Raw genomic sequence first — 25,447 nt, 5'->3', positions numbered from 1 at the left:
GCAAGCGTTGTCGCAAAAGTACCGGTCGAAGAGCGAATCGTATGTTGCGGATCGCCCTTCGTTCAATACCCGGCTACATGCGACACAGATGGCGGCAGGTTTTGCGTCCACTTACTCGTCGTCCTTTCGATCGAACCGCGCTTCGACTGGCGCGATTAGTTCGATGCTTGACTGATTTTCTGTGCAATTTCCGTGGTTCTGAGTAGCGACTTTTACGCGACCGTCCTCGCCGACAGCCACAACCTCGCAAATTTCCCGATCATCTAAATACCGAACCATATCGCCTCTCTTATACTCGTCAACCTCGCGTCCGATTGCGGCCCATTTTTCGATCTCTGCGTCATCTTCTTCCGTTAGGAGTTCGAGTTGGGCAGGCGTTGCACAACCGCGGCCCCGATCATGTTCAATCTGAATTTTCTTTTCGGTAATACCCCATAGGAAGTCGTTATCACATACGGAATAGACTTTTCCGTTTTCGAAACCTAATAACGGATATACGCCACCGCCCGACTTCAACCGAACTTTAGCGCCTTTCTTAAACTTTGCGCGAGCTGCCGCGTCTTTTGCTTCGGTAACTTCTTCGTCAGTCGCACGAACTAATGCGAACTCACGCGCCCACGCCGTATCGCCTACGTGCTTACCGGTAATGAACCTCACTTTAAAAGGAACGCTCAACTTGTCGTCGACCAAAACCTCTACGTAGTCCCCTACGCATTCATTGGTACTAATCGGATCGTCATCACTAGTCGTTTGATCTTCGACCACCTTCGCATAATCACCGACCTTCAAGCGTTCAGGCTTCGGCTCGGCGGCGCTGACTTTGCGGTAGACTTCGAATACTCCGGCATAGTACGTATCAAAACGGTCACCATCATTGGCTACAATATGCGGATCTCCGTAATCATCTACACGACAGATTTCGTAATACTTCCCTGCGGTTAGATATCTGTTCTGAGCTTCGTCAAACTTAACGAAATCGCCCGCCCTCGCCTCGCTCTTGGCAATCCGTACGTACTCCGTCTCAGCTTCGCCTTTTAACGCAGCAACGTCGGATTTTAATGCCGCGATATCCTTTTCGTTTGTACTGACGCGATCTTCTAATGACGGCTGGGATGCGGAGGCTTTGCGGAAGAATGAAAAAGTTCTTTGTCGTACGCCCATTAGATCTCCGTCGTCATCGATATAACTCAGTACCCTACCATAGGTAATCGGATAAAAATGACCTAGCGATACGAATGACGTTGGTTCTGAAATCCTTAATCCAATATCACCCGGTTTCCCCTCGCCTTCCACGCGCCCATACTCTATGCCATCATACGAAACCTTCGTAATTTCACCGTTCACCATATCTAGAGTTTTAACACCTTCTAATTTCGCCATCGAATCGTCCTCCTTTTATTGACCGTCCGACCCGGTAAGGTCAAACCGCCTCCGCTTCGTTATTTTCCGCAAAATCTTCCCGCATGAAATTCAGATCCATTTCGACCCAACGCTTGCCTTCCCGTTCTGACGGCCCCCAATAGTCCGTAATGCCGCGATTGTCGATCATCCAGACGCGAGGGAATTCCCCCTCACCGATCAGCACACCGATGAAGAAGTCGACGTCTTCTGGCGTATAAGGATGACCGTCTCCTTTGCGCCCGTTTACCGTTAAGAAACCGCGATCTTCTCTACGGTCCCGGATCGTCTTAACCTGGAACGTTTTCCATTCGCCAGTTCCCGGATCTCTTGCGCTGATATCGAAGGATTCTTCTGTCTCCGATTTTGATACCGCCTGCCACCCGCTAGCCATTAAAGCCGCGCGGGCGATCAGTTCGGAATACTTGCCGATAGTTTCCTTGAGATGCGCCATTCAATCGTCCTCCTTCGTTTTATTAAAACGGTAGATCATCGTCACTGATTTCGTTAGATTTTTCGTTATTAGATTCCGCTAATGGCGGCAGAACGGATTTCTTGACGCCCTCTTTCGCTTCGTGAAGAATCTTAACGATGTCTTCTTCATCACGGAAGTTCGCAAGTTCTTCGTATTTATAGTCGATCCCGATAAACGCTTTTGCCTCTTCGAGAACGTCGTCAGGCAGATCGCCAGTTTCCAACGAATAAGTCTTGTCGGACTGCTTAAAGTGTACCGCTTGGCCTACGAGTGTATAATCCGGCTGGATTTTCTTAACCGGCTTCTCCGCTTTATCAAAATCCGCCATCAGGCTGTTTGCGTGGAATTCCGCAATGTCTATAACGCGATAAGTTTTGTATGTCGGATCGTACACCGGTATCATAAAGAACATTTTTCGTTTTGCTCCCGCTTTGCATGAAATGCACTCGTTTTTCCCAGCCGTAAAATACTTTTTCAATTCGTCAACGCCGACTGTAGTGCGGGGAGAATGTAGGCACGTATGCTTTCGGAATTTGTGATCGTAGCCCTTTCCGGTGTACTCTTTGTTTTCGTGTACGAAATAGACGTACCACTCATCGTACGGCGCAAGCATAACCAACGTACGTCCTTCTTTGTTGATCTCCCCGTGACTTCCGACACGGACATAACGCGTAACGCCTTCCGGGAATTCGCTTTCGCCGTTAGCCGCCTTATCACGTTCTTCTTCGCGCTCTTTCAAAATGTCTCTAATGCTCATTCGATTTCCCCCTACGTTTTAATTTTGAGGCTTTTCGCCCTCGCAAAATGCCGGTATCTGCGTCCGAAACGCCGCCAGCGCGAAGCCGTAGCGACGCGACTCTGTTACTTAACGGCCGCCCCGACATTCTCCGAGCGCCGGGCCGCAATGTCCGCCGCCCTTACTCGCCTTCTTCGCGATTAACTTCGTAAATAAGTCCGCCAATTACAAGCGCGGCAATCACCGCAAATATTTCGAACAACCATGCGTTAGACATAGGCGGCAACTCCTCTCGCTGTACGCGTCAGTTCGCGTCTTATTTCGTGCGATTCCGCCGGCAATTCGTCAATACGCATACGAACCGCATTAATTCGAGATTGCAACGCCAGTTTCGTCGGTAATGACCGGGCGCGCGAAAGGCGGCCTTCTAAATGTACGATTTCTTCTTCGAGTTCATCGCGAAACTTATCGATCCTAGCCACCTCTTCCGTAATTTGTTGCGACATTTTCGTAATTTCTTCCGCAATGAAATTCGTCACTTTACGCCGAATTCGATTGATGTAGCTTTTATTCGGTGGGATTACGGTTTTAACAACGTCTTTATCTACCGCAAGCATGAACGTTGCTCCACGATGGGAATACATCCGAGCATCTTCTCCGTTGTCGTCCGGACCGATGCCGCAGTAAACAGCTTTCGATAACATCCAGGACGCCCATGCTTCCGGCGTTTGCTTGCCGATCTTAAAGCGTTTGGTAATATTGAGCTTCGCGTGGTGGGATAACGTTGCTTTCATCCGACGCGCACCGCCTTAATCGATTGCGGTCGGTAGTAGTCCGCCGGATCTTCATCGACCGGCCATGCGCCTTGATATAAAATTTCGGTTAATTTGCGCGGATCTAGCGCAGGATACGTATTGGAATCGGTAATTTTGGGGATATTCATAGTACGTTCGCCTCCATATTATTTAGGTAAAACGTACTAGATCGGAAGGTGTGTTCGTATACTGTTCGCTTGTCTTTTGCCAACAGATTGTATATGATGAGGGTGTAGCGATGCCTTCCGGGCTAGTTACGTTTATAGAAAATTACGCTGTTAATTGGGTTTGGCAGCGTGATCGGAATCGTTGGATGAAGATTCGGTGACACCGTGCATTTCCTCCAAAACGTTGCGCCAACAACGTGGAAATGTCAGAGTCATTTGTGCATCCGCGAATCCATGCTTCTAGGATAGTTCTTTTTCTTGGGTCGTCCTGCGCCAACAGGGCGATCTTCTCTTTTAATAAAACCTCACCTTCGACGTTCGCCAAAACGTCTTCAGGTTCCCATACGCTATCGTTTTCATACATTGACTCGATTGAAATCGATTCCTTAACCTTCCTCCTGTCTAAAAACCGATTTCTCACTTCTCGTATAATCCTCTGAATTAGTGCCTTTTTTTCTCTTCCGTTATCTTTGTATCGGTCAAGAGCAGCTCCTATATAGTGGTAACACTCTTGTTCAAAAGAGGTAACATCTACCACCTTGTGTGCGATCTTCCGAGACTCATTAAGAACAAATGGGATTGCTCCGCTTTCAACAACTAATTCAAACCTATTAAATTGTGAGTTTTCCACCTATCTTTTCCTCCTTTTCTTTACACTTATACAACGTGCTCGTAACAGCTGTTTTTGCAACACAATCTCAAAAAAATTTCATTTATTTGTTGTTATGTCCTCTATATGAAAATCTTAGCATATTAGTTTTAGTGTATGTTCGGAATTGGGTGAACTCAAAAAAACTATTTTTTACCCAATTTTCTAAATTTTATAACTAAAAAAGCCACCAAACGGTGGCGACGGATAATCATTACCCTCCTACTTTTATGCCTGCAACTTTTACATCTTCATTTACCTGTTGTTTGTCTGTTGCAACTGCATCATGAGGCAAAACTGCAAGAATCGCTCCTAAAACTAATCCCATCAATAAAACTTTCTTCATATAAAACCTCTCCTTTTTTTTCAAATTTAAATGATTTAAGTTCTGATGCTTGTCTTCTGTCGATCCCGAGGGAAGGCAATACGTCAGCGATTAGTGAAGCAAAGAAAAAGTTCATTTTTTTAAAAAAGTGCCCGTATCCTCTATATATCTTATCTATAGACCGAGCTTTTACGTAATCAAAGAATACTATAAAATCGTCATCACCTCCTAAAAGCATCTGTTTACTTAATAAAGATGTATTTGGAATATCCCCACTCTTTTTAAAGTGGAAATAAATCTCCGCAAGTGTTAAATTATGTTCAGCTTCCTTGGTTATCAGACTCTCTCCTGTCTTTCTAGCTGCCTCGACGCTTTTTCTAAGAAAATGCAAACAAAGCTCCTCTTGGTTTTCTGCTAAATGAGAGATTCCGAGGTAGTAATAACCATCTGACTCGTGTTTATCATTTAATTGCGTTTTTATCATAACATTTGCATGGTGGCGACAAAGATCAAGTTCATTAAGGTGAAGGTATGCTGGCGCAAGAACTTCAGACAATCGGTAAGCGTAGCACTCTTTAAAGAACATCTTTCTAACGCTCTTCATCCTGGATAACTCACGACTAATTCGTTCAGCTTCCTTGGTAATCTCAAAATAATCCTTCGTATAGTACATAGAGACACACTGATATATTTGCTTCAAGAGGGAGATCTCTTTACACCCCGAAGTCTTGAGATTCTCAATTTTCGAAATCATCTCTTTAAATGATATTTCGTCAGTCATGAAATCGAGGATAATGGAATAAGCGCTAATATAAGATTTAAGATAAGGATCTGTTTTATTTTCGGAAATAAGACGACTCAACAAATTTGCGTCTCTTTTTATGGCAGAATATTCAAAAGCCTGTTTTATGGCTTCTGTTGTATTTAACTGCAAGCACCAGTCGCGCATTTTTTCGTGGTACTTTTCTTTAAAGAAATACCTCGCTAGCTTAATAAGTTGTCTAAACCCTATTCTGTCTTCATTTTCTAAATCATATAAACAATCTCGATTAATACCTGTTTCTAAGGAAATACATGGTATACTTAACCCCAGAGACTCTCTTTGATAGGTGAACTCATCTCTTATAGAACGCAACCTCGACACCCCTTTTATGTGATTTACGTTTTGTTATATCTATAGTATACTACAAATGCACACTTTTGTGTGCGTAAAATTTTTGAAAAAAAGGAGATTTTTTTATGATTAGTTATGAGCCTCTGAGGTCATACCTTAAAGAACGTGGACAAACTACAGGAATACTAAGGGACAAGGTAATCCACCGCAACTTGGTAACTAAAATTAACGATGATAAATATGTTAGTTTGGCAACGATTGAAGCCATATGCCTTTATTTAGGAGTACCTATTGAGAAGGTCATTAAAATAGTTCCTGATAACGTAGAAAAATAACGATATTTAAGCTATAATTTCCCCGTAAAGCAAAAGCTTTGCGGAGGTGTTTATTACGGTTAAGTATCGTCGAGGTAAATGTTTACTTCGCGACCGACTCCGTGAAGCTGGAATGAACCAAGCGCAGCTCGCCGATAGGGCTGGCGTTGAAGAATCGCACGTATCCGGTTATGTACACGGAACAAAACGGATGAACCTGGATACCGCGAAAACTTTTTCGGTAATTCTAAACTGCCGCATGGACGACCTGTACGAATGGATCGTCGAAGAATAACCGGTAGTCGGTCGCTGACGGGATTAAGTGTCGCCCGTCAACGAAAAACTTACCTGTTTAGGTAACTCCACCCGCCACTTCTTAACGTCCTCCGCACGCTCATACACCGACTTCAACTCCGCTCTCCCCTCCGCAAGCAAAAATTCATTCGCATCCTTCCCTTCCGTAATATATCCGTGTGCCAGTCCGACTTTCCCGTATAAATAACGCTCGACCTCCGCCCGCAACTTCTCGCCGGCCTTATCGTTATCCGTCACGATGGTTACGTGTTCGATCGGAGACTGGACGATAATGTCCGCCTTCATTTGGTTAAACGAAGATCCTCCGGTTCCGATCGCCGGCACTCCCGCCGTCATCCACGATTGCGCATCGATCTCCGCCTCGCATAAGACAACGCGTGTCAGCCGCCTGTCATATACGACATTCATTCCGTAAACAAGGTCCCGTATCGGCCATCCGCCTTTGACGTACCAGAACGCCTTGCCCCGGGTTGACCGATACTTTACGTTGGCGAGCCGGCCGTTAGGCAGCCGCCAGGGCAACGCAACCGCACCGCCAACCATTCCGACGCCCATTAGACGCTGGACAGCCGGCATGATTCCGCGCTTGTTTAAATAATCGTTAGGCCCCGCAACCACGCCGCCGAGAATCGATTCGCTTAATGGTTCGCGATTCTTTGCGATCTTCAGCTTCGGCAGCCTGAGCGTTAATTTACCGTCTTCTGATTCCGGCGCATACGCATCGATGAGGTATTCGATCGTCTCCTCTTCGGTTTCTTCGCGCAAGAACGCCAGCAACTTAACGAAGCCACCCCGTGCATACTCTGCGTCATAATAGCCGCTATCGCCCCAATAGCCGGCCTTTGCGGATGCCGTGTCGTCAAGATATACGTAAAAACTTGGCGTCCGGTCATATCGGAAAGGGCTTGCGGCCAGGAGTCGCTCATCCGTCCAAGTCGGTCGCGTCCATTCGAATTGTTCGAGTTCATATCGGATGTCAATGTCGACCTGACGGCCATTTAACGTTAAAATCGGCACTTTCGTATCACTCCTTTCGTCCTAATTAGGCCGGATTGTTCTATATATTACGCCCCGATTTCGAAAAATTCCATCGTATTTTGTCGAAAGAATAGCGGTAAATGTTGACAATGTTATCCGTTATATTCCAACTCCTTAAAAGTCGAACTGATCCGCTGACCCTTCGGCTCCTCCTAGTTGTTTGATGACGCCAAACTGCGGCAGATAAACGATCTCAGCGCTCTTCCCTTCGCCTCCATCCCGTCCTTTGTTCAGACCGATCAGGCCTCGACCTTCCTCTGCGTTCGTATCCACCGCAATCAATAGCGCAGCATCTTCGAGTAGAGCTTTCGTTTTCTTGACGTCTTTACGCTGCGGCAACTTTAATTCGGAATCTGCGTCTTTCCCTTCGCCTTCTTCCGCTTGCGTCAACGCAAAGACAGTCGTTTTTGTTTGGCCGGCTAGACGACGGAGTTTTTTCGATGTTTCGGCCGCGTCTCCACCCGCAGTCTTTGACGTGTTCTTTTCGTAATCTAAATAGTAAAACGGATCGATTAGCACGACGTCAGCTTTCGTTTCGAGTATATCCGCCTTCAGATCGCGGAGTTTCCGAGAGCCGAAGTCTTCGTCGTCTACTGCGCGAACAATGATGTTCCCCGGAATCAATTCGTTCATTTTATCGAGGAACTCCATAAAACCGGCTTCGAATTCGTCGGATAACTTGCCCTGGCGAACATCTCGCGAGTTAAAGCCGCCAGGTCCTGCGTAATCGATTCCGAGTTCCATATCGACGTCTTCTAACGGATTGTTGTCGATCCCAAACTCTCCCGAAATGGAAACGTAAAGCCGGACGAGAACCTCATACCATCCCATCTCCATCGACCAGATTAGAACGTTCGCCCCCTGCATCGCGCAATTAATCGCTTCCTCCAACGCTATGGCCGATTTTCCCCGACCGGGCTTCCCATAAATAACGTATACGTTCGACGAAACATAGCCGCCCATCGCCCGGTTTATGAAGTCGAATTTGCTTCGCCAGATCCGGAATGACTCGCCAGCCTTGCGGTTTTCGTATTCGGCTTTAAATTTGTCGATATCTTTTTTGATGTCGGTACCGACCGAACTACGAACGTTTGTTCTCATTTTAAATCTTTCGGCTTGCTCCGTCAACCAAGAAAAAAATTCCTCCGGATTGTCTTGCGCACTCTCCCATCGTTTTATAAATTCGGATTCCTCTCCGTCTCCTCTACCGTTAACAATTTCGGAAAAGTCCCGCAAAGACGCGTAATTTTTCAATTTCTTCGCAATAAAATCGTAACTAGCTTCGATACCAAAATTCGGCTCGAAATCCGGCACCTCGTGCGTTACCATTTCGGCTGTCGGCGCCTGGCCTCCGTGTTTCTCCGCATATTCCGTGATGTATCGGAGTGCCTTGCGTTCGCCTTCCGTCGGCAGATCCTCGGCGGTAATATTAAAGCGCAGCAGCGCGTTCGGATCGTTCTGTTCGATTACTTTCGATAGCATTAAAACACCGTAGTTCATCCGCGATCCCTCCTCACTCTCTTAACGTAAATCACTCGGACGCCTCTTTTCGCCTGCTCTGCGATTTCGATTCGAATACGGAAGAAGTCGGCGGCTTTGCCGAACAGGTCCGAAACGGAATCCGCAGCGACACCGATGTAGTAGAACGCCCAATCTAGCGCAGCAAACGTCCACTTTAGCGGATAGAGTAAGCGGTACATTATTCTGGCTCACCCGTTCGCTCATAAAGCTTTAAAGATTCATCTGTTTCTTTTTTCTCGTCGCTTATCTCGTACTCAAAGGCCTTTTTATACTCATTTGCAACCTTCAAAGTTCGTCTCACCAGCTCACGCAAGTTTGCTTTATTATATTTTTCACTAATTAATAATTCGTTTAATTCATCATCAGTCAAAGTCATTAAATAATTTACTTCATCAATTATTTTTTCGGACATCATCGCTCGACCTCCAACTCATAGAGCCGCTGAAAAGATTGGATAACGCGTGCACCTGACTCATAAAGTTCGATGGCGGGTGCGTCGAGTTTGAACGCGGGCTTATCGTCAATCAAAATAACCTTATTTCCGTTTTCATCTACCTTAATCTGAGCGCGTTCCTTAGCTTCATCAAATGTTAAGCCGAAATGATCAGTCGCCTTTTGAAATTCCGAATCCATCCATCCTTGAACTTTTTTAGAAAATTCATTAAATAGTGCGCCATCACTCTTTCTCTCATTTTCAATATCCTTGAAATACTGTTTAAGTCTCGGACTTAGTTTATAAGTCACTACCGCTCGACCTCCCGCTTTAATTTCGCCTTCGCCTCATCCTGCTTCGCCTTGTATTCTTCGTCGCCGTACATCGCTTCCAGACGCTTGTAATCGTTATATTCATCGAGCATCTCATCGATTTTCTTCGTCTTGTCTTTCGCCATTTCACTCCCCGCCTTTTCTAGTTCTTCGCTAAGCTTAGCCATGGTATCGGCACTCGGCAATTCCGGAAGAAATTCCGCAAAGTGAAACGCCGTTCCCTCCGGCTCCGGATAGTTTTCGTAATCAACTCCGTCAAGATATTCGTCAACAAACTGACTGCGGCAGACTAGGCGGATGTCGTTCGAATCAGCGAGAATCCATTCGCCGTGAATTGCGTCTGCCAGATCGAATTCAACGTAATTAGAAACGCCGGTATCGTCCTCTTCTTCGACTTTCCTTCGCGCTTCTACGAAGAAAATGCGGTCTGGATATCCGTCTACTGCGACTAGGTCTCCGAAAGCGATGTCCGTTTTCATCTCCGCAGCCCCCTTTTCGATTCACCTTCGAATCCGTGCACTATACATAAATCGCGAATTCTATCGTAAATGCGGTGCTCGCCAAACACGCTCGGCAAACGTTCAATCGAAATGTTGCTCGTATAAATTGTCGGAAGTTGATTCGTCACTCTCGCGTTAATTATGCCGTGTAAATCACCGCGAAATCCGTCCGTAACGTTCCGTACACCAATGTCGTCCAGAACCGCAAAGGGCGCCGTCTTAGCCGCTTCTAGCGCGCGGTAGTAACGGGTGGCGGCGGGCTCTGCGACCGAGTCCGGAACACGCGGCCGATTGAATTCGTTATAATCGTCTTGCCATTCGTTCACATCGAGGAAATAGGCGGGACGTAGTGACGGCGTTAAACCTCTCCGCAAAGATCCGCTGTAATGGACGCGCAGCCATTCGTTAAGGATTGCCGCCGCTGTCGTCGTCTTGCCGGTTCCGGAGTTCGCGCTGTAGAGATACAACGACTTGATCCGATCAGCCGGTTCGATGTAGCCTTCCGTCTGCTCAAATTGGCGATCGAACGTCTTGACGTAATTCTCCATCGATTTATATACCGCAGGCTGATCCGCTCTTGCTGGCGAATTGGCGAGCGTTGTCAGACGATATTCTCGCGGTAATCCTGCCGCCGCTGATCGGCCGCCGTTGCCTGTCGCTCCATGTAGTGCGATGAAGTGCGTGCATTGGCGGGTACAGGCGGACGTGCCGGCCGCTTTGCATCCGTTAGCCAGGACGCAGTTTCTTTCGTTAGTCAATCACGATCACCTCCTACTTTTCTCGGATAATAAACTCCGCTCTAATTTCTTCAAAATTAACTAATATCTTTCCGCGTACAGGCGCATAACCTTTTCGTGTGAGCCACTGCGCCATAGCTTCGATCATTTCGTCTTTATTCATCGTATACTTTAAAGCCATTCGCCCACCTCCGTACGGCTGTCATCGATGATTTTTAATGTACGTTTAGGCGCCCAAGTGTTGTTATGATCGTACACCCGGTCGTCTTCTATCTTAACCACGAGATATTCATCGATCACTTCGCCATTATGAATTAGCTTTACAGCGTCTCCCACACGAACCTCAGTCGGCTGCGGTGCGTTCAGATATTCGTCAGGTACTTCGAGTCCAAGTGCGCGATGGAGAGCGATAGCCTTTCCGATATGTTCGTTGAAGCAGTCTTCCGGTGCGGCCTTGGCGATTCCTCTATCGCGTACGTATCCTTCCCCGAGTGACTTCCTCAATGCGACGACGGTTCTTTTTTCGGAGTTTACGATAAAGTCGTGTCTATATCCGATGTCTCTGTTGTATAAATCCGATACGTCCCTCTTCGCCTGCTCAACGATTTCATCCCGGCGTTCTTGTGCGGTCTTTTCCTGTGACCGCATATATGTCGCATCCATGTCCGCATCGAATTTTCCTTGCTTATAACCTTCGCCATAAGAGCGCAGTCTGATCGCCCTCATAACCGCTTCTCCATGCTCGATTAGTTCATTGTATCCCATTGCGTCCAAATCGATCTCCACTTCGTCATCCTCCTCGTTTTTAACTTCGTTATTTACGATGACTTCGTATTCTGAAGTCCAGAATACAAACCCTGCGTCAGTTACAATGTGTTCGTTATTATCGCTCGACGCACTTACGCATTTATGAACCTTGTGAATTTGTCCGTTGTTATACGTACCCAATTCAGCATTAACAATCAGAATTCGCTCGCCAACTTTGGCCGGACGCTTTTCTGTGAAGATAAGTTCGGCGTCTTCTTTTCGTATTACTGCTAAACTACCGTCTTTTTCTCTTGTTTTGTACGTAAAATCACCTTCTCTTTCGAACTCAAACATCCGACCGATCTTATTTATATACCAATACGAAGGTTCTCCCGCCTTCAAAATCCGCACATACTTTTTCGTTTTAGTCATCGCAATCCCTCCGTTTAATAAAAGTCGTCGCCGATTTCCGCCTGCTGCTCCCGCCTTTGTTGCGCTGCTTCTTCGGCCTTGATTTCCGCAGCCACCCGCTGTATTTTCGTACCCTTATACGTTTTCATCCAACCGAAACTGACGCCCGGCCATTCTGCCGTCGGCCTGTATTCCGCAAAGCACAGATCGATGAAGCGCTTCGTTACTTCCGGCCCGTATTCGCCTGGCTTCCGCTTCGTTCCGACCCAACTTCCGAGCATTCCCGCTTCGGCCTTCCATCCGCGCATCGGAACGTAAGGAATGCCATACAGCCGCTCATGCTCCGCTTTTAAATACGATTGAAAGTCGCGCGTATTCCATTTAGATACCGGTTTATCTGTCGTCGGCATTTTCGTCACCCATTTCGTTAATCTTGCGCAAAGCTTCAATTTCGCGAATAAGCGTCCATACATGCGGATACAGTTCTTCAGATACGCCGAGTCTCAGTTTCGTCATTGACGTATTAAATTCGATCGATGTCGGTCTCATCACGCATTCACCCCTTCGATTTTGATTCCGAGACGATTTAACGTACACTTAATAATGCGACGGTACTCCTCATTTCGAAAAGACATTTCCGCCGGATACATTCGAGGGCCACACTCGAAACTATCGTAAAACTCTCGCACACTCTCCTCCGGTGTCTTTTCGACTTCATATCCGTTGATTAATGCGGCTGCGAGCGTCATTAGGTCGAGGTCATTCAAACACGAGAACATACCCGCCCAAGGATCGTCTACTTCTGTTAGAACGTTCGCGTGGTCAATTAGAAAGCGATTATATAGCTTCGGACCTAAATCTAACCCTTGACGGACATAGCACTTGAGGCCTTCTTCGATCGCCCTCGCCTGCTCCTTCGTAATTACCGGCTTTTTAATTTCGCTCATCTATTCGTCCTCCTCTAACGCTTCGAGTTCGCCTTTCGTTAGTTTTTTGTTCACCAGTCGTTCACTCCTTCAATCTGTAGACCAAGACAATTTAATGTTTCGATAACTGCCTCTTGACGCATCGTAATTATGTGCTCTTCCGCTGGATTATCGATAACAGCGTACTTCATTCGCAGCTCCTCGAGACTTCTATAATACTTACGCAACCGAACAACTTGTGCTCTCGTAATTACTGGGTTTTGAGCCGTTCTCATTGTTCCTCCTCCCCCTTTTCGATGATGTCTTCCGCAAGCATCTGTACAAAGCACAGCTCGCCTTCTATATTCACATAAAAAACATTAGTCTTAATGGTATAGCCTTTCTGTGAAAAGTGATTACGAAGAATTTCAGCAATTTCCCCACTGTTTAGCATGATCTCATAACTCATCTATTCGTCCTCCTTCGCGAAAATATCGTACGCATATAATTGAATATCGAAACGAACAATGCCGTTGTCGTCCGAATATATCTGAGAACCCTTGACGTTAAATCCTTTTTGCGCAAAGTGATCCCGGAGTATTTTCCGAATCTCGTCGTCAATCATCGTAATTGTAACGTTCATCGTTCGCCCTCCTTTAATTCGCTCATTAGCAGTCCGTGCAGTACGGTGATGATATGTCGCTGATCAGCCGTAAGGTTATCCGGAAGTTTCATCGGAATCACGCCCGGTTCTGACGGCTGTCGCTCAGATCTGACGTAGAGGTCAGCCGTTAGTTCTTCCGCTTCCTCGATCGTGTGTTTCAACTGCTCGTTTTCCGCAATCAATTCGGCTACAGTACAGCGTAGGTCTGCGATTTCGTCCGTCATTTTAACGCCTCCATTCCGTGTATTTTCGCCATTCCGGCGTCAGCCCTTACGATTACCCTCGACCGTCAGCAAAGCCGCTAATTCCCCGCGAAATTCCCGTATAATTCGTGCGAGATCTTCCAGCGTCTTGGCGTCCGATAATTTAATCCGCCGATCCATGACGAACATGATTGCGCGATCAATCGATGAGAAGTACGCGACCTCTCGCCAACGTGCGATTGGTGACGGATCAAGGTCGGGATTTTCGGCAATCCGCTTCGGCCAGTTCGGCGCTTTCGTTGGATCGGTGAAATAGCGTTCATTTACGATGATATTGCGTTCGTCTGACGTGAGTTTGTAATCGGGGGAAATCGGGATTTCAATCGGCATGGTTTTCGTCATCTCCTTCGTAAATTAGTCGCTTAACTTTAACGCGTAGTTCTGAAACAGAAACCGACAGCTCATCTTGTACCAGCGCGCAAGTTTCCGGACGTAAGTCATTTAAAGCTTCGTATAGAACAGCGAGCTCGTATTTCGTAAACATACCGCACATCCTTTCGTTTATTAATAAGACCTAGCAATCGTTCGCTTTCGCTCACTCTTGCAGATGTTTTTAATCGCGATATATCTTTTATTAATAATATCCGCGCGAATGTACATGAGCGCTATTATTTATCTAGTTCTTAATGGCTCTAGTTAAAAGATGGTTCTAGTTAGTGTGATGTCTAGCCATATATGGCTCAGCCATGTGTGGTTACTCGTCACGTGGCTCCGGCAACTCCTCCGTGTCCCCGTCAAAAATCGCAAGTTGGCTGATCGGCATGATCGTGTATCGCGCGTTCTCCCACCGCTGAGTTTTCGGATCTCTCGTCTTCTGCTTAACGACCAATGGACGTCCTTGCCAACGATAATCACAAAGAGCCTTAATACGTTTGTTTGCGGCCTCTCTGCGTACATTTAGCGCCCTAGCTATCTGATCCTGCGTTGGATAGCATTCGCCCTTTTCGTTCATGAACGATGAGAGGACACATAACGTCTGCCAACGATCGGCTCCGATGTCCGCAATCAACCCTTTCTTGACGGCATCGACGTACATTTTAACGAATATGCGCGTTTCGGACTTGCCGGACGTTAGATTATATTCGGACTGCGATTCGACTGAGACAAGTCGTTGATGTTCGTTTGTCATGCGGATACCTCCTTACACTAATACAACGTGCATAACATAGTCGTTTTTGCAACACTCGATTCAAAAAATTTTCGCCTTCACTTATAGTTGCGTATAAACTTTCCGGATCGGACAGCGTTTTAGGCGAAAAAAAATAACCGCTGAAAAATCAGCGGCGTAAGTATCTCCTGACTGGGGAGTGTTTATTATGTTGTGCCTTCACGTCCTCATTGCTCATTTGAACATATTTACGCGTAGTTTTGATATCCGCATGATCTAGGATTAGCTGAAGAGTAAAAATATCTCCGCCATTTAAAATATAGTTGCGGGCGAATGTGTGGCGAAACATATTCGGAAAAACTTTCTCAAGTCCTAAGCTTTTCTTCATACGATTAAGACGTTTTCTGAAAGCCCCTGAGGTAAATGGCTGTCCGTACGCATTTATGAAAACATACTCTTGCGGTCCAAAATACTGACAACTCTCTTCATATAGGGCCTTAACCATTTTCGCAACTTCTCTCGTTATCGGTATTTCACGGTCTCGTCTATTCTTCGCAACTTCAGACGGCACAACCACTACTAGGCGCGTAAAATCAAATTGAGAAATCTTTACCGTCGTTCCTTCTTCCGGGCGCAGTCCTGTGTCCAACATCAAGTACATAAGCACCTTATCTCGCCACTGAGCAAACTGTCGGTCATCTAACGAATCCAGTATTTTAGTAAGCGCATCGTCCCGAAAACCTTCGACCTCTTTTTTGCTGTCGTCGCGCACCTGCCCGATGTTCTCCATCGCATTTATAGGCGTAATGGATTCAGCGTACCAAAAGCGACACATCGTTTTCAAAGTCCGCAGCCGCATATTAATCGTATTGACCGCCAACCCTTTCCGTGCAATCTCATTTCGGTACTCAGCGCCTTTATACGGCTTCCTTTCTTTACGTAAGTAGTTCACGTACTCGCGGATAATATTCGCCGTCAGCGCCCCAATATCGTCGAGCACCTCCGGATAATTGTCCGAGAGATATTCCGATAAGTAACCTATGTGGCTTCGGTAGTCGGCGATCGTTCTCTCCCGGACTCCTTCCGCCTCCTTTGCGAGAATAAAAATATCGAGGGCCTCTTCGATAGAATACGTCCGTTCTGGCGGCCGTGGGACTCCGTCAGTCCGTGGGACAGATCGAGTAGCCGTAGGTCGCCTTTCCGTTATAAATTTCCGTGCCATTGTAAAATTCCGCCTCCTTAAATCGTTCGGTCGAGCGTCATTTGTCCAACGTACAGCCTAACGGAAGTCTTACGTACACACGAAAAAACCGGTATGTCAACGTTTATGTCACCGTTTGATTCAACGGAGATAAATCGTAACATACCGGTATTTAATGGGCTGACGTCCCAGGAGAGATTCGAACTCCCGACCGACGGCTTAGAAGGCCGTTGCTCTATCCTGCTGAGCTACTGGGACATGATGTTGTTTTGTTTCGCTTTAACTATCAGCGACAAGATTTATTATATGCGGATCGGGACATAAAGTCAACAACTTTTTAGAATTTTTTTCTTCACGAGGAAGAAAAAAATTCTTCCTCATGAATGTGCTGGCAGTTGGATATGGTTCGTCAGGCTTTCGACTTCCCGGCCGTCCAAGTCGTAAAAGCGGACCGTTGCATTGTCTTTGTCAATGTTCAGTATAGCATAAGTTTTTTCTTTCCGCACCCGCGGAAGGCGGATGCTGCCGGGGTTGATCAGCAGTTTTCCGTCCATCAGTTCACTTCCCGCGATGTGGGAATGGCCGAAACAGATGATGTCGGCGCCGAGTTCTTCAGCGCGGTAGTATACATTTAAAAGCGACTGTTTAATGCCGTATAAATGCCCGTGTGTGAAAAAAAGCTTTTTTGATCCGACGGGAACGACAATTTCGTCTTTAAACTCCCCGTAAAAATCGCAGTTTCCTTTTACCGTTAAGTAAGAGGAAAGCGCGGGATGGGAAGGATCCAATTCGGAATCCCCGCAATGGATGATGAGATCTGTTTCCTTCCCGTGCCGCTCAGCGATCATTTCCAGTTCGTCTTCAAGGCCGTGGCTGTCGCTGACAATCAGAACCTTCATGATCGGCCCTCCTCCTTTACGCTTGGTCCAATAGAGCGGACAGTTTTTTCAGTGCTTCCGCTCTGTGGCTGATTTTGTTCTTTTCGCCGCTTGAGAGCTCGGCCATCGTTTGATCTTTGTCTTTGACGAGAAAAACCGGGTCGTAGCCGAAGCCGTTTGTGCCGCGCGGTTCTTCGGTAATGTATCCTTCCACAGAACCTTCGACCGTTTTCGTTTCCTGTCCTGGAATGCATAATGCGAGCGCGCATCTGAACCTCGCGGAGCGGTCTTCTTTTTCCACCCCTTCAAGCTCTTTCAATAGCTTTTTCAGGTTGGCGAGATCGTTTTTCTCTTCTCCTGCATAGCGGGCCGAGTATACGCCGGGGCTGCCGCCGAGGTAGTCGACAGACAGGCCTGAGTCATCGGCAATTACGATTTTGCCGGTTTCTTTCGAAATCGTTTCCGCTTTAATCACCGCGTTTTCTTCAAACGTCTGCCCGGTTTCTTCGATTTCGGGCGTATAGCCGATGTCCAGTAGAGATTTGACATCGTAGCCTCTTGGTTCGAGCATCGCTTTGAATTCCCTGACTTTTCCTTCGTTTTTCGTGGCAATGATGACTTCTTTCATCGTGTATCAAGCCTTTCTCATGTTATTGTTGAATGGCTGATGCAACGTCGCCGAGCACTTCTTTCTGCTTTTCGATGAGTTCGGCGATCCCTTTTTCAGCCAGTTCTAAAAGCCCGTCCAATTCACTTCTTGAGAATGTCGCTTCCTCTCCTGTTCCCTGAAGTTCGACAAAGCGGCCTTCGCCTGTCATGACGACGTTCATATCCACCTCTGCCGCAGAATCTTCCTGGTAGTTCAAATCAAGGATTAATCCTTTTTCCTTATCGATTCCCACTGAAGTGGCAGCCAAAAAGTCAGTGATCGGCATCGCCTTCAGCGTGCCTTTTTCGACAAGTCTTCCGACGGCAAGCGCCATGGCCGTAAATGCTCCGGTGATCGACGCAGTTCTCGTGCCTCCGTCAGCCTGAATGACGTCGCAGTCGATCCAGATCGTCCGCTCACCGAGCTTTTCCAAATCAACGACCGCCCGCAAAGCTCGTCCGATCAGCCGTTGAATTTCCATCGTCCGCCCGGAGATTTTCCCTTTTGACGATTCCCTGATCGTCCTTTGGTTCGTGGCCCGCGGCAGCATGCTGTATTCCGCGGTGATCCAGCCCTTCCCTTCTCCTCTCAAAAAGGGCGGTACGCGGTCTTCCACAGACGCGTTGCATATCACCTTTGTCCCGCCGACTGTGATCAGGACCGATCCCTCGGGATGCGTAATGAAGTCGAGGTCCATTGTGACAGGGCGCAGTTCATTGTTTTCTCTTCCATCGTATCTCATTTTTTACCTCCGATTGTATGTACATAAACCTTTCACAATCATTCTGCTCTTCCAAAAAGCTGAATAAAGAAAGAGGCAGCTTTAATCGCTTACCTCTTTTTTTATAGTATATCAAAAATCTCTGCTTAAAAACTACCTGTGTTCACCTTGCTCGGTCTTGAAACCGGCTTGGAAAGCTTTTCTCCTTTTTCATTGACGAGCTCGGATTTTCCGTTCACAGTAACCGACACACTTTTCACATCAGGCAGTTCGGTTAATGTCAGCACAATACTATTTAACACTTCATCCGATATCACTTTCTTCTCGCCGTCGGCGCTCCCGTAGATCGCTTCGTTAAAATCGAGAGTCACATGGCCGTCTTCAATCTTCGGCTCGTTTTCAAGCTTGACATCGCCCTGGAAATCGGAAAGCAGGCCGCTTTTATTGCCCGGTCCTTCCGTCAGCTCTTTAATCGCCGCCGTCACCTGGTCTTTTTCTTTTGCAGACGTCCGTTTCGTTACAGGAACATAGTATGTGCCTTTGTCCGATTCAGCCAAATAATAGACGGTGACCGGCTGTGTCGCTGTTATATCGGTCACACCGGCCGTATCGAGGTTGATGCCGTCCTCGCGGCTGAGTTCTTCTGAAATCGGCGTGCCGTTAACAGGCATTTCTTTCAAATCATGGCCGTTCATGCGGATCTTCACTTTATCAATCGAGTTAAACTGTGTTAACGTCCATGTAATCGCCTGTACGATTTTTTGCTCGTCTTCAGCTTTATAGTTTTTAAATTCATTTGAAAAGTCAGCGATCGCTGTTCCGTCTTCTTTAATATCAACATTGACCGCTGTATCCGCCGGCAGCACGGCTCTGAATCCGTTTGGCATGATGTTTGAAACAGGGCCGCCTTCAACGAGGTATTCAAGCGCTTGTTTAGCCGTACCTTCCTGCTTTGGCAGCGGCAGCGTCTGCGCTGTCACATAGCCGTTCTTATCAATGAGATAAAGCTCTCTCATGACCGTATCGCTCGTTTGAGCCGCTTTATCGTCGCTTGTCGTTTTGCTGCCTTTGTCTTCTGTTTTATCTTTGGTTTTGTCTGTTTTGTCTTGCTCCTTCTCCTCTTTTACATATGTGATGTCCTGCGGCGGATCTATCTCCTCTGAGGCTTGATCTGACTGAAATATTCCGCACCCGGAAAGAAGCAGCGCGGAGGCCGTAACCGAAACCGCGATTCCTTTCATTCCTTTTTTCAGCATACTTTTCCCTCCTAAGGCAGTTTGTACTATTATGTATACGAGCCCGTTTTTGAATTAGACCGCTTTTTAAAAAAATCCCTCTGAATACAAAAAACCTTTTCTTTTAAAGAAAAGGCTCATGAAAAAAGCTGCCGTTTGCTTGTGCGGCAGCTTTATTTTATAGCGGTTTCCTGAAGAGAAATGCTTTCCACATTTTTCACTTCGTATCCAAACCAATCATTTGCAATTTTTGTGAAGCGGGCGCGCTCCCCGGTTGTTAAAAACAAGTGTTCCGGCGGTTCACCCGTTTTGCTTAATAAACCGTTGTATGACAAGATCGTGCTGACTTCCCTGGCCGTTTCATCTCCGGAGGAAATGATGTTGACGCGCTCTCCCATATAGCGCTGAATCGGCTCTTTTAAAATCGGATAATGCGTGCATCCGAGAATCAGTGTATCGATTGATGAATCCCTGAGCGGGTGCAGTGACGACCTGACGATTTCATCAGCCGTCTCATCCAAAAATTTACCGCTTTCCACAAACGGGACAAACATCGGGCAAGCCAGATTTTCTACCGTTAAATCTCCGTTCAGCGAAAGAAGCGCTTCTTCATATGCGCCGCTTTTGATCGTGTTTTCTGTTCCGATCACGCCGATCCGCTGGTTCTCCGTCACTTTAATCGCGGTTCTGGCTCCGGGCTGCACAACGCCGATGACCGGGATCGCGACTTCTCTGCTGATTTCTTCAAGTGCGATGGCCGTCGCTGTATTGCAGGCGATCACGAGCATTTTAATATGGTGGCGGGATAACAAATAATTTGTCATTTCCCATGTATATGACAGGACTTCTTTTCTGTCCCGGGGTCCGTACGGACACCTTTTCGTATCTCCAAGATATATAATTTTTTCTTTCGGCAGCTGCCTCATGATTTCTTTTGCAACGGTTAAACCGCCGACTCCCGAATCGATGACTCCTATCGGTTGATCCAACAAAATCGCCTCATTTTCTGTTCATTTCCTGCTGAAGTTTAATTAATAATTTTTCAAATGCGGCTGTTTCTTCCTCGGAAAACGCCTCTAACATGTCTTCCAAATAGTCCTGCCTTTTTTGAATGACCTCCTGGATGATCCGCTCTCCTTCCGAGAGAAGATGAATGCGGACTACGCGCCTGTCGGACGGATCTTTCACCCGTTCAACGAGGTTGTTTTTCTCCATTCGGTCAATTAAATCCGTCGTGGTGCTGCACGCCAGGTACATCTTTTGTGATAACTCGCCGATCGTCATATCCCCGTATTCATACAGCCATTGAAGACCGACAAACTGGGGAGGGGTAATCGTATATTGGGTGAGAATTTCTCTTCCTTTTTGTTTGATGATGCCCGCAATATGGCGGAGTGATTTTTCAATATCCGCTATGTGATTCAAAGAAGCATTCGAATTCATTTTCTCTACCTCGCTCGACTCGTTGTTTTGTTTTCAAAACACTTGAGTCTATTTTCCTTCTTTTCTACACAAATTGCAAGACTTCAACATGAATATACAAATTGCACCTCAAAACAAATAACCGGTTCCCTTCTTGTTACAAGAAGGAACACCGGCTCAATTTAGAGCTCTAGCTCACCCATTCGAAGAAGTTCAACAACAGCTTGCGAACGGCCTTTCACTCCCAATTTTTGCATCGCATTGGAAATGTGATTACGTACAGTCTTTTCACTTATAAAGAGCTCGCTTGCGATTTCCTTTGTTGTCTTGTCTTGAACGAGCAATTCGAACACTTCTCTTTCTCTTTTTGTTAGCAGCGGCTTTGATTGAAACTCTTTCTCCTTCAAGTATTGTAACCCTCCTTGCTAAGGTGAGAGCTGATCTGAAACGAATGGGTTTCGATATAGTCGTGATATCATATGAAACATACGCAAGGTCGGTGACGTTTCTGACGGAGAAAAGGGTTCCCTCAAACACCTATTTTTCAGATCATGACACAGGCATCGTTTCAGGGTTGAACTTCTAAGGAAGACATTTTAAAATCCAGGCGATCAGCCGCCATCTTTTCGTAATATATGCGTGCGTTTTCTTTTTCTGCACAGCACTGATGATTTGTGCAGCCGCTTTTTCGGGCGAAGCCGTCCAAAACAGGTGATCACCTTTTGCAAGAGCCGTGTCCACAAAGCCCGGCTGAATTTCGGTGACCACGATTTCATCATACCCAAGTTTTTTCACTTTTTGACGGAGCCCTTTTAAGTAATTAGAAACGAATGCTTTTGAAGCGGCGTAGGTGACGGCCCCTCCGTTTCCTCTCAGCGCGGCAATGGATGAAATGCCGACTAAATGCCCTTTCCTATTTTTGATAAAATGCTCCATCAACACGTTCGAGCAGGACACAAATCCTGTCATATTGACATCGATCGTTTCCTTTTCTTTGCTCCAATCCATTTCGCTTTCCAAATATCCAACACCTGAACAGATGAAGACTGCATCTGCCCAATTCATCTCATCAAGCAGTTCTTTCAACAGTATAGGCGAGCGTTCGCTGTCGGCTGTATCGATCTTTTTAATGTATGAAGGTCCAGGGAGGTCGTCGCGCAATTCGGCTAGCAGTTCATACCTTCTTGCAGCAAGACCGACCTCAACTCCTGCGGCTGACAGCTGCTTGGCAAGCGCCTTGCCAATTCCGGAACTCGCACCGATGATCATCGCTTTTTTCATTTTCCTCTCCCTGTCAATTATTTCTCAGGTAATGAGTGATTGCCAAGCAGTTTTGCTTTTTGTTCATCTGTCCATTTCACCGGTTTACCCGTATCTTTCGCAATTTGCACCATAACCGCCACCCCTGTAAAGCAAAGGTCACCTTCCCCATTTTTCGCCGCATAGTGGAGGGTGAGGGAAGCGTTGCCGACAGATGCTGTTTTGACGCCGATTTTCAAATGTTCATGAAGCATGACCTGCTGAAAATAATCGCATTGCTGGCTCGCCACGACGGGAATGGCCGCGCTCTTCCCGTCTGAAAGGCGGTCCATGACGCCCAGGTGCTTGAAATAGGAAATCCTCGATTCCTCGAAATAGACAAACGGTGTGACATTGTTCATATGACCGAACATGTCCGTTTCTGAAAAACGGACGGATACTTCATCAAAAAAAGAAAATGACTGACACCATGTGTCAAACGGTTCTTCAATATATCCCGGCAGCTTCATTGTTTTTCATCCCCTTTGGTCATAAAAACACCTCTTCGGCTTGAAGAGGTGCGTTTTTTCGTGTTATTCCGTGTTGTCGCTTCCGAAGAAGTTTTTAAACGCCTGAACGGTCGTATCCCTGTTTAATGCAGCGATTGAGGTTGTGAGCGGGATGCCTTTCGGACATGACTGCACGCAGTTTTGCGAATTTCCGCATTCGGCCAGTCCGCCGTCTCCCATAATCGCTTCAAGTCGTTCCGATTTGTTCATCGCGCCTGTCGGATGGCTATTGAATAAGCGGACTTGCGAGAGCGGTGCAGGTCCCATAAAGTTTGTTTTATCGTTCACGTTTGGACAAGCTTCAAGACATACGCCGCAAGTCATGCATTTTGACAGCTCATACGCCCACTGGCGTCTTCTTTCCGGCATTCTCGGTCCCGGTCCGAGGTCATATGTGCCGTCGATCGGTACCCATGCTTTGACTTTCTTCAATGAATCAAACATGCGGCTCCGGTCCACTTGAAGGTCGCGGACAACCGGGAATGTTTTCATCGGTTCAAGGCGGATCGGCTGCTCAAGCTGGTCGATCAGGGCTGTACAGGACTGTCTCGGCTTGCCGTTGATCACCATCGAGCAAGCGCCGCACACTTCCTCGAGACAGTTCATATCCCAAGCAATCGGCGACGTTTTTTCCCCTTTCGTATTAACCGGGTTCCTTCTGATTTCCATCAAAGCGGAAATGACGTTCATATTCGGACGGTATGGAATTTCAAACTCTTCCTGGTAAGGACTAGAATCCGATGTATCCTGACGAGTGATGATAAACTTGATTGTCTTATTTTCACTCATGATTTCGCCACCTTTTTCTTCGAGTAATCCCGTTTACGCGGTGCGATTAATGAAACATCGACATCCTCATAATGGAATTTCGGGGCTTCAAAATCGCCTGCATGTTTCGCCATTGTTGTTTTCAGCCATTCCTCGTCATTACGTTCAGGGAAATCCGGTTTATAATGGGCGCCGCGGCTCTCATTCCGGTTGTATGCACCGAGCGTGATCACCCGTGCCAATTGCAGCATGTTGTGCAGCTGGCGTGTGAATACGGCGCCCTGGTTGCTCCATTTTGCCGTATCGTTGATATTGATGTTTTGGTAGCGCTCGGCAAGCTCTTGGATTTTTTCATCCGTTTTCAGCAGCTTGTCATTGTGGCGCACAACCGTCACGTTATCTGTCATCCATTCGCCGAGCTCTTTATGAAGGACATATGCATTTTCATTGCCGTCCATTTTCATAATGTCAGCCCACTTTTCTTCTTCCTTTTTGACGCAGCTGTCGAAAACGGAAGAAGACAGATCTTCTGCGGATGTTTCAAGACCTTGAATATATTCAACGGCTTTCGGACCTGCCACCATGCCGCCGTAAATGGCTGACAAGAGCGAGTTCGCGCCCAGGCGGTTTCCGCCGTGCATTGAATAATCGCATTCTCCTGCGGCAAACAGTCCTGGAATGTTGGTCATCTGATTGTAGTCGACCCAGAGTCCGCCCATTGAGTAGTGGACTGCAGGGAAAATCTTCATCGGCAGCTTGCGCGGATCGTCACCCATGAATTTTTCATAGATTTCAATGATTCCGCCCAACTTGATGTCCAATTCCTTCGGATCTTTGTGGGAAAGATCGAGATATACCATGTTTTCGCCGTTGATGCCGAGCTTTTGTCTGACGCATACATCAAATATTTCACGCGTCGCAATATCCCGCGGCACAAGGTTTCCGTATGCCGGATATTTCTCTTCGAGGAAATACCAAGGCTTGCCGTCTTTATACGTCCAGACTCGTCCGCCTTCACCGCGCGCCGATTCGCTCATCAGACGGAGCTTGTCGTCTCCCGGAATGGCGGTCGGGTGAATCTGGATGAATTCTCCGTTCGCATAGTAAGCGCCCTGCTGGTAAACGATCGAAGCGGCTGATCCGGTATTGATCATCGAGTTCGTCGATTTTCCAAAGATGATGCCCGGTCCCCCGGTCGCCATGATGACTGCGTCTGAACGGAACGACTCGATTTCCATCGTCGTCAGATTTTGGGCGACGATGCCCCGGCACGCATTGTCATCATCAAGAACGGCTCCGAGAAACTCCCAGCCTTCATATTTCGAAACAAGCCCTTCTACTTCAAAGCGGCGAACCTGCTCATCCAGCGCGTACAAGAGCTGCTGTCCGGTCGTCGCCCCCGCATATGCCGTTCTGTGATGCTGAGTTCCCCCGAAGCGCCGGAAGTCAAGCAGCCCTTCAGGTGTTCTGTTAAACATGACGCCCATGCGGTCAAGCAAATGAATAATCGACGGCGCCGCATCACACATCGCTTTGACCGGCGGCTGGTTGGCCAGAAAGTCGCCTCCGTAAACGGTATCGTCAAAATGCTCCCAAGGGGAGTCGCCTTCACCTTTTGTATTGACCGCTCCGTTGATTCCGCCCTGCGCACATACGGAATGTGAGCGCTTAACGGGAACGATCGAAAATAGTTTTACATTTGTTCCTGCTTCCGCAGCTTTAATGGTCGCCATCAGACCCGCAAGTCCTCCGCCGACAACGATGATGCTTGAATTGCTCATGCCTGCCCCACTCCCTC

General features: G+C 47.0%; 39 protein-coding genes and 1 tRNA gene. 2 read left to right on the top strand and 38 right to left on the bottom strand.

Annotation, left to right across the window (positions count from 1 at the left end; all coding sequences use genetic code 11):
* Window positions 1–111: 111 nt before the first annotated feature.
* The 7 genes from LQ247_RS20155 to LQ247_RS20125 form a co-directional block, all read right to left on the bottom strand.
* Window positions 112–1,380 (bottom strand): hypothetical protein, encoded by a 1,269-nt coding sequence (locus LQ247_RS20155; RefSeq protein WP_231006514.1) that lies wholly within the window; start codon window positions 1,378–1,380, stop codon window positions 112–114.
* 40 nt (window positions 1,381–1,420) lie between these two features.
* A complete protein-coding gene (locus LQ247_RS20150) occupies window positions 1,421–1,852 on the bottom strand; it encodes a hypothetical protein (protein ID WP_231006513.1) in 432 nt (143 codons plus the stop codon).
* Between the two features lie 22 nt (window positions 1,853–1,874).
* The gene (locus LQ247_RS20145; RefSeq protein WP_231006512.1) at window positions 1,875–2,630 is read right to left on the bottom strand and encodes a single-stranded DNA-binding protein; all 756 of its coding nucleotides are present in this window, start codon (window positions 2,628–2,630) and stop codon (window positions 1,875–1,877) included.
* 248 nt (window positions 2,631–2,878) lie between these two features.
* Window positions 2,879–3,403: a hypothetical protein gene (locus tag LQ247_RS20140; protein ID WP_231006511.1), complete on the bottom strand. Its 525-nt coding sequence runs from the start codon at window positions 3,401–3,403 to the stop codon at window positions 2,879–2,881.
* Window positions 3,400–3,552, bottom strand: a complete 153-nt coding sequence (locus LQ247_RS20135; RefSeq protein WP_165583474.1) for a hypothetical protein — start codon at window positions 3,550–3,552, stop codon at window positions 3,400–3,402. The genes LQ247_RS20140 and LQ247_RS20135 overlap by 4 nt, the downstream gene beginning before the upstream one ends.
* Before the next feature lie 142 nt (window positions 3,553–3,694).
* On the bottom strand, window positions 3,695–4,222 hold the full coding sequence (locus LQ247_RS20130) for a hypothetical protein (RefSeq protein WP_231006510.1): 528 nt from the start codon (window positions 4,220–4,222) through the stop codon (window positions 3,695–3,697).
* Window positions 4,223–4,524: 302 nt separating this feature from the next.
* On the bottom strand, window positions 4,525–5,709 hold the full coding sequence (locus LQ247_RS20125; protein ID WP_231006509.1) for an AimR family lysis-lysogeny pheromone receptor: 1,185 nt from the start codon (window positions 5,707–5,709) through the stop codon (window positions 4,525–4,527).
* A gap of 95 nt (window positions 5,710–5,804) precedes the next feature.
* Here LQ247_RS20125 and LQ247_RS20120 point away from each other — a divergent pair, with 95 nt between their 5' ends.
* Both LQ247_RS20120 and LQ247_RS20115 read left to right on the top strand, forming a co-directional pair.
* Window positions 5,805–6,014, top strand: coding sequence for a helix-turn-helix domain-containing protein (locus tag LQ247_RS20120; protein ID WP_224991028.1), 210 nt, complete (start codon window positions 5,805–5,807; stop codon window positions 6,012–6,014).
* 46 nt (window positions 6,015–6,060) lie between these two features.
* Entirely contained in the window at window positions 6,061–6,288 is a 228-nt protein-coding gene (locus tag LQ247_RS20115) for a helix-turn-helix transcriptional regulator (protein ID WP_029326998.1), read from the top strand.
* Between the two features lie 23 nt (window positions 6,289–6,311).
* On the opposite strand, the gene LQ247_RS22230 is transcribed toward LQ247_RS20115, so the two are convergent.
* The 31 genes from LQ247_RS22230 to sdhA form a co-directional block, all read right to left on the bottom strand.
* Entirely contained in the window at window positions 6,312–7,325 is a 1,014-nt protein-coding gene (locus tag LQ247_RS22230) for a toprim domain-containing protein (protein WP_231006508.1), read from the bottom strand.
* Between the two features lie 135 nt (window positions 7,326–7,460).
* A complete protein-coding gene (locus LQ247_RS20105; protein ID WP_231006507.1) occupies window positions 7,461–8,846 on the bottom strand; it encodes a DnaB-like helicase C-terminal domain-containing protein in 1,386 nt (461 codons plus the stop codon).
* A complete protein-coding gene (locus LQ247_RS20100) occupies window positions 8,843–9,046 on the bottom strand; it encodes a hypothetical protein (protein ID WP_231006506.1) in 204 nt (67 codons plus the stop codon). Before LQ247_RS20100 ends, LQ247_RS20105 begins: the two co-directional genes overlap by 4 nt.
* Window positions 9,046–9,282 carry a hypothetical protein gene (locus tag LQ247_RS20095; RefSeq protein WP_231006505.1) on the bottom strand — a complete coding sequence of 79 codons (237 nt, stop codon included), beginning with the start codon at window positions 9,280–9,282 and terminating at the stop codon, window positions 9,046–9,048. Before LQ247_RS20095 ends, LQ247_RS20100 begins: the two co-directional genes overlap by 1 nt.
* On the bottom strand, window positions 9,279–9,611 hold the full coding sequence (locus LQ247_RS20090; RefSeq protein ID WP_231006504.1) for a hypothetical protein: 333 nt from the start codon (window positions 9,609–9,611) through the stop codon (window positions 9,279–9,281). Before LQ247_RS20090 ends, LQ247_RS20095 begins: the two co-directional genes overlap by 4 nt.
* A complete protein-coding gene (locus tag LQ247_RS20085; protein ID WP_231006503.1) occupies window positions 9,611–10,111 on the bottom strand; it encodes a hypothetical protein in 501 nt (166 codons plus the stop codon). Before LQ247_RS20085 ends, LQ247_RS20090 begins: the two co-directional genes overlap by 1 nt.
* A complete protein-coding gene (locus LQ247_RS20080; protein ID WP_231006502.1) occupies window positions 10,108–10,890 on the bottom strand; it encodes a DNA replication protein in 783 nt (260 codons plus the stop codon). The genes LQ247_RS20085 and LQ247_RS20080 overlap by 4 nt, the downstream gene beginning before the upstream one ends.
* A gap of 13 nt (window positions 10,891–10,903) precedes the next feature.
* On the bottom strand, window positions 10,904–11,050 hold the full coding sequence (locus LQ247_RS20075; protein WP_023856095.1) for a hypothetical protein: 147 nt from the start codon (window positions 11,048–11,050) through the stop codon (window positions 10,904–10,906).
* Complete coding sequence (locus LQ247_RS20070; RefSeq protein ID WP_231006501.1) at window positions 11,041–12,048, bottom strand: hypothetical protein; 1,008 nt, start codon at window positions 12,046–12,048, stop codon at window positions 11,041–11,043. The genes LQ247_RS20075 and LQ247_RS20070 overlap by 10 nt, the downstream gene beginning before the upstream one ends.
* A gap of 14 nt (window positions 12,049–12,062) precedes the next feature.
* A complete protein-coding gene (locus tag LQ247_RS20065) occupies window positions 12,063–12,437 on the bottom strand; it encodes a hypothetical protein (protein ID WP_231006500.1) in 375 nt (124 codons plus the stop codon).
* On the bottom strand, window positions 12,421–12,579 hold the full coding sequence (locus LQ247_RS20060; RefSeq protein WP_231006499.1) for a hypothetical protein: 159 nt from the start codon (window positions 12,577–12,579) through the stop codon (window positions 12,421–12,423). The genes LQ247_RS20065 and LQ247_RS20060 overlap by 17 nt, the downstream gene beginning before the upstream one ends.
* The gene (locus LQ247_RS20055) at window positions 12,576–12,974 is read right to left on the bottom strand and encodes a hypothetical protein (RefSeq protein ID WP_231006498.1); all 399 of its coding nucleotides are present in this window, start codon (window positions 12,972–12,974) and stop codon (window positions 12,576–12,578) included. The genes LQ247_RS20060 and LQ247_RS20055 overlap by 4 nt, the downstream gene beginning before the upstream one ends.
* 250 nt (window positions 12,975–13,224) lie before the next feature.
* Window positions 13,225–13,401 carry a hypothetical protein gene (locus LQ247_RS20050; RefSeq protein ID WP_231006497.1) on the bottom strand — a complete coding sequence of 59 codons (177 nt, stop codon included), beginning with the start codon at window positions 13,399–13,401 and terminating at the stop codon, window positions 13,225–13,227.
* Entirely contained in the window at window positions 13,402–13,575 is a 174-nt protein-coding gene (locus tag LQ247_RS20045) for a hypothetical protein (RefSeq protein WP_231006496.1), read from the bottom strand.
* Complete coding sequence (locus LQ247_RS20040; protein ID WP_231006495.1) at window positions 13,572–13,820, bottom strand: hypothetical protein; 249 nt, start codon at window positions 13,818–13,820, stop codon at window positions 13,572–13,574. Before LQ247_RS20040 ends, LQ247_RS20045 begins: the two co-directional genes overlap by 4 nt.
* 39 nt (window positions 13,821–13,859) lie before the next feature.
* The gene (locus LQ247_RS20035; protein WP_231006494.1) at window positions 13,860–14,189 is read right to left on the bottom strand and encodes a hypothetical protein; all 330 of its coding nucleotides are present in this window, start codon (window positions 14,187–14,189) and stop codon (window positions 13,860–13,862) included.
* Complete coding sequence (locus LQ247_RS20030) at window positions 14,179–14,343, bottom strand: hypothetical protein (protein WP_231006493.1); 165 nt, start codon at window positions 14,341–14,343, stop codon at window positions 14,179–14,181. The genes LQ247_RS20035 and LQ247_RS20030 overlap by 11 nt, the downstream gene beginning before the upstream one ends.
* A 210-nt stretch (window positions 14,344–14,553) precedes the next feature.
* Window positions 14,554–14,988, bottom strand: a complete 435-nt coding sequence (locus LQ247_RS20025) for a helix-turn-helix domain-containing protein (protein WP_231006492.1) — start codon at window positions 14,986–14,988, stop codon at window positions 14,554–14,556.
* A gap of 148 nt (window positions 14,989–15,136) precedes the next feature.
* Window positions 15,137–16,189 (bottom strand): tyrosine-type recombinase/integrase, encoded by a 1,053-nt coding sequence (locus tag LQ247_RS20020; RefSeq protein WP_231006491.1) that lies wholly within the window; start codon window positions 16,187–16,189, stop codon window positions 15,137–15,139.
* Window positions 16,190–16,352: 163 nt separating this feature from the next.
* Window positions 16,353–16,426 (bottom strand) — tRNA-Arg (locus LQ247_RS20015).
* Window positions 16,427–16,545: 119 nt separating this feature from the next.
* Window positions 16,546–17,067: a YfcE family phosphodiesterase gene (locus LQ247_RS20010; RefSeq protein ID WP_023855441.1), complete on the bottom strand. Its 522-nt coding sequence runs from the start codon at window positions 17,065–17,067 to the stop codon at window positions 16,546–16,548.
* A 16-nt stretch (window positions 17,068–17,083) separates the two neighbouring features.
* The gene (locus tag LQ247_RS20005) at window positions 17,084–17,674 is read right to left on the bottom strand and encodes an XTP/dITP diphosphatase (RefSeq protein WP_020452485.1); all 591 of its coding nucleotides are present in this window, start codon (window positions 17,672–17,674) and stop codon (window positions 17,084–17,086) included.
* A gap of 22 nt (window positions 17,675–17,696) precedes the next feature.
* Window positions 17,697–18,437 carry a ribonuclease PH gene (gene rph, locus LQ247_RS20000; RefSeq protein ID WP_020452486.1) on the bottom strand — a complete coding sequence of 247 codons (741 nt, stop codon included), beginning with the start codon at window positions 18,435–18,437 and terminating at the stop codon, window positions 17,697–17,699.
* 125 nt (window positions 18,438–18,562) lie between these two features.
* Window positions 18,563–19,672 carry a GerMN domain-containing protein gene (locus LQ247_RS19995; protein WP_023855442.1) on the bottom strand — a complete coding sequence of 370 codons (1,110 nt, stop codon included), beginning with the start codon at window positions 19,670–19,672 and terminating at the stop codon, window positions 18,563–18,565.
* Between the two features lie 152 nt (window positions 19,673–19,824).
* Complete coding sequence (racE, locus tag LQ247_RS19990) at window positions 19,825–20,643, bottom strand: glutamate racemase (protein ID WP_020452488.1); 819 nt, start codon at window positions 20,641–20,643, stop codon at window positions 19,825–19,827.
* Window positions 20,644–20,650: 7 nt separating this feature from the next.
* Entirely contained in the window at window positions 20,651–21,094 is a 444-nt protein-coding gene (locus tag LQ247_RS19985) for a MarR family winged helix-turn-helix transcriptional regulator (protein ID WP_003184148.1), read from the bottom strand.
* 161 nt (window positions 21,095–21,255) lie between these two features.
* Window positions 21,256–21,480 carry a spore germination transcription factor GerE gene (gene gerE / locus LQ247_RS19980; protein ID WP_003184172.1) on the bottom strand — a complete coding sequence of 75 codons (225 nt, stop codon included), beginning with the start codon at window positions 21,478–21,480 and terminating at the stop codon, window positions 21,256–21,258.
* A gap of 175 nt (window positions 21,481–21,655) precedes the next feature.
* Window positions 21,656–22,354: an SDR family NAD(P)-dependent oxidoreductase gene (locus tag LQ247_RS19975; RefSeq protein ID WP_231006490.1), complete on the bottom strand. Its 699-nt coding sequence runs from the start codon at window positions 22,352–22,354 to the stop codon at window positions 21,656–21,658.
* Between the two features lie 17 nt (window positions 22,355–22,371).
* A complete protein-coding gene (locus tag LQ247_RS19970; protein ID WP_231006489.1) occupies window positions 22,372–22,842 on the bottom strand; it encodes an acyl-CoA thioesterase in 471 nt (156 codons plus the stop codon).
* Between the two features lie 63 nt (window positions 22,843–22,905).
* A complete protein-coding gene (gene sdhB / locus LQ247_RS19965; RefSeq protein ID WP_020452491.1) occupies window positions 22,906–23,670 on the bottom strand; it encodes a succinate dehydrogenase iron-sulfur subunit in 765 nt (254 codons plus the stop codon).
* Entirely contained in the window at window positions 23,667–25,430 is a 1,764-nt protein-coding gene (gene sdhA / locus LQ247_RS19960) for a succinate dehydrogenase flavoprotein subunit (RefSeq protein WP_020452492.1), read from the bottom strand. The genes sdhB and sdhA overlap by 4 nt, the downstream gene beginning before the upstream one ends.
* Between the last annotated feature and the right edge of the window lie 17 nt (window positions 25,431–25,447).

Source organism: Bacillus sp. BS3(2021), assembly GCF_021043345.1.
Classification (GTDB): Bacteria; Bacillota; Bacilli; order Bacillales; family Bacillaceae; genus Bacillus; species Bacillus paralicheniformis.
Note: the sequence above shows the minus strand (reverse complement) of the source record. Positions and strands in the feature narration are given on the sequence as shown.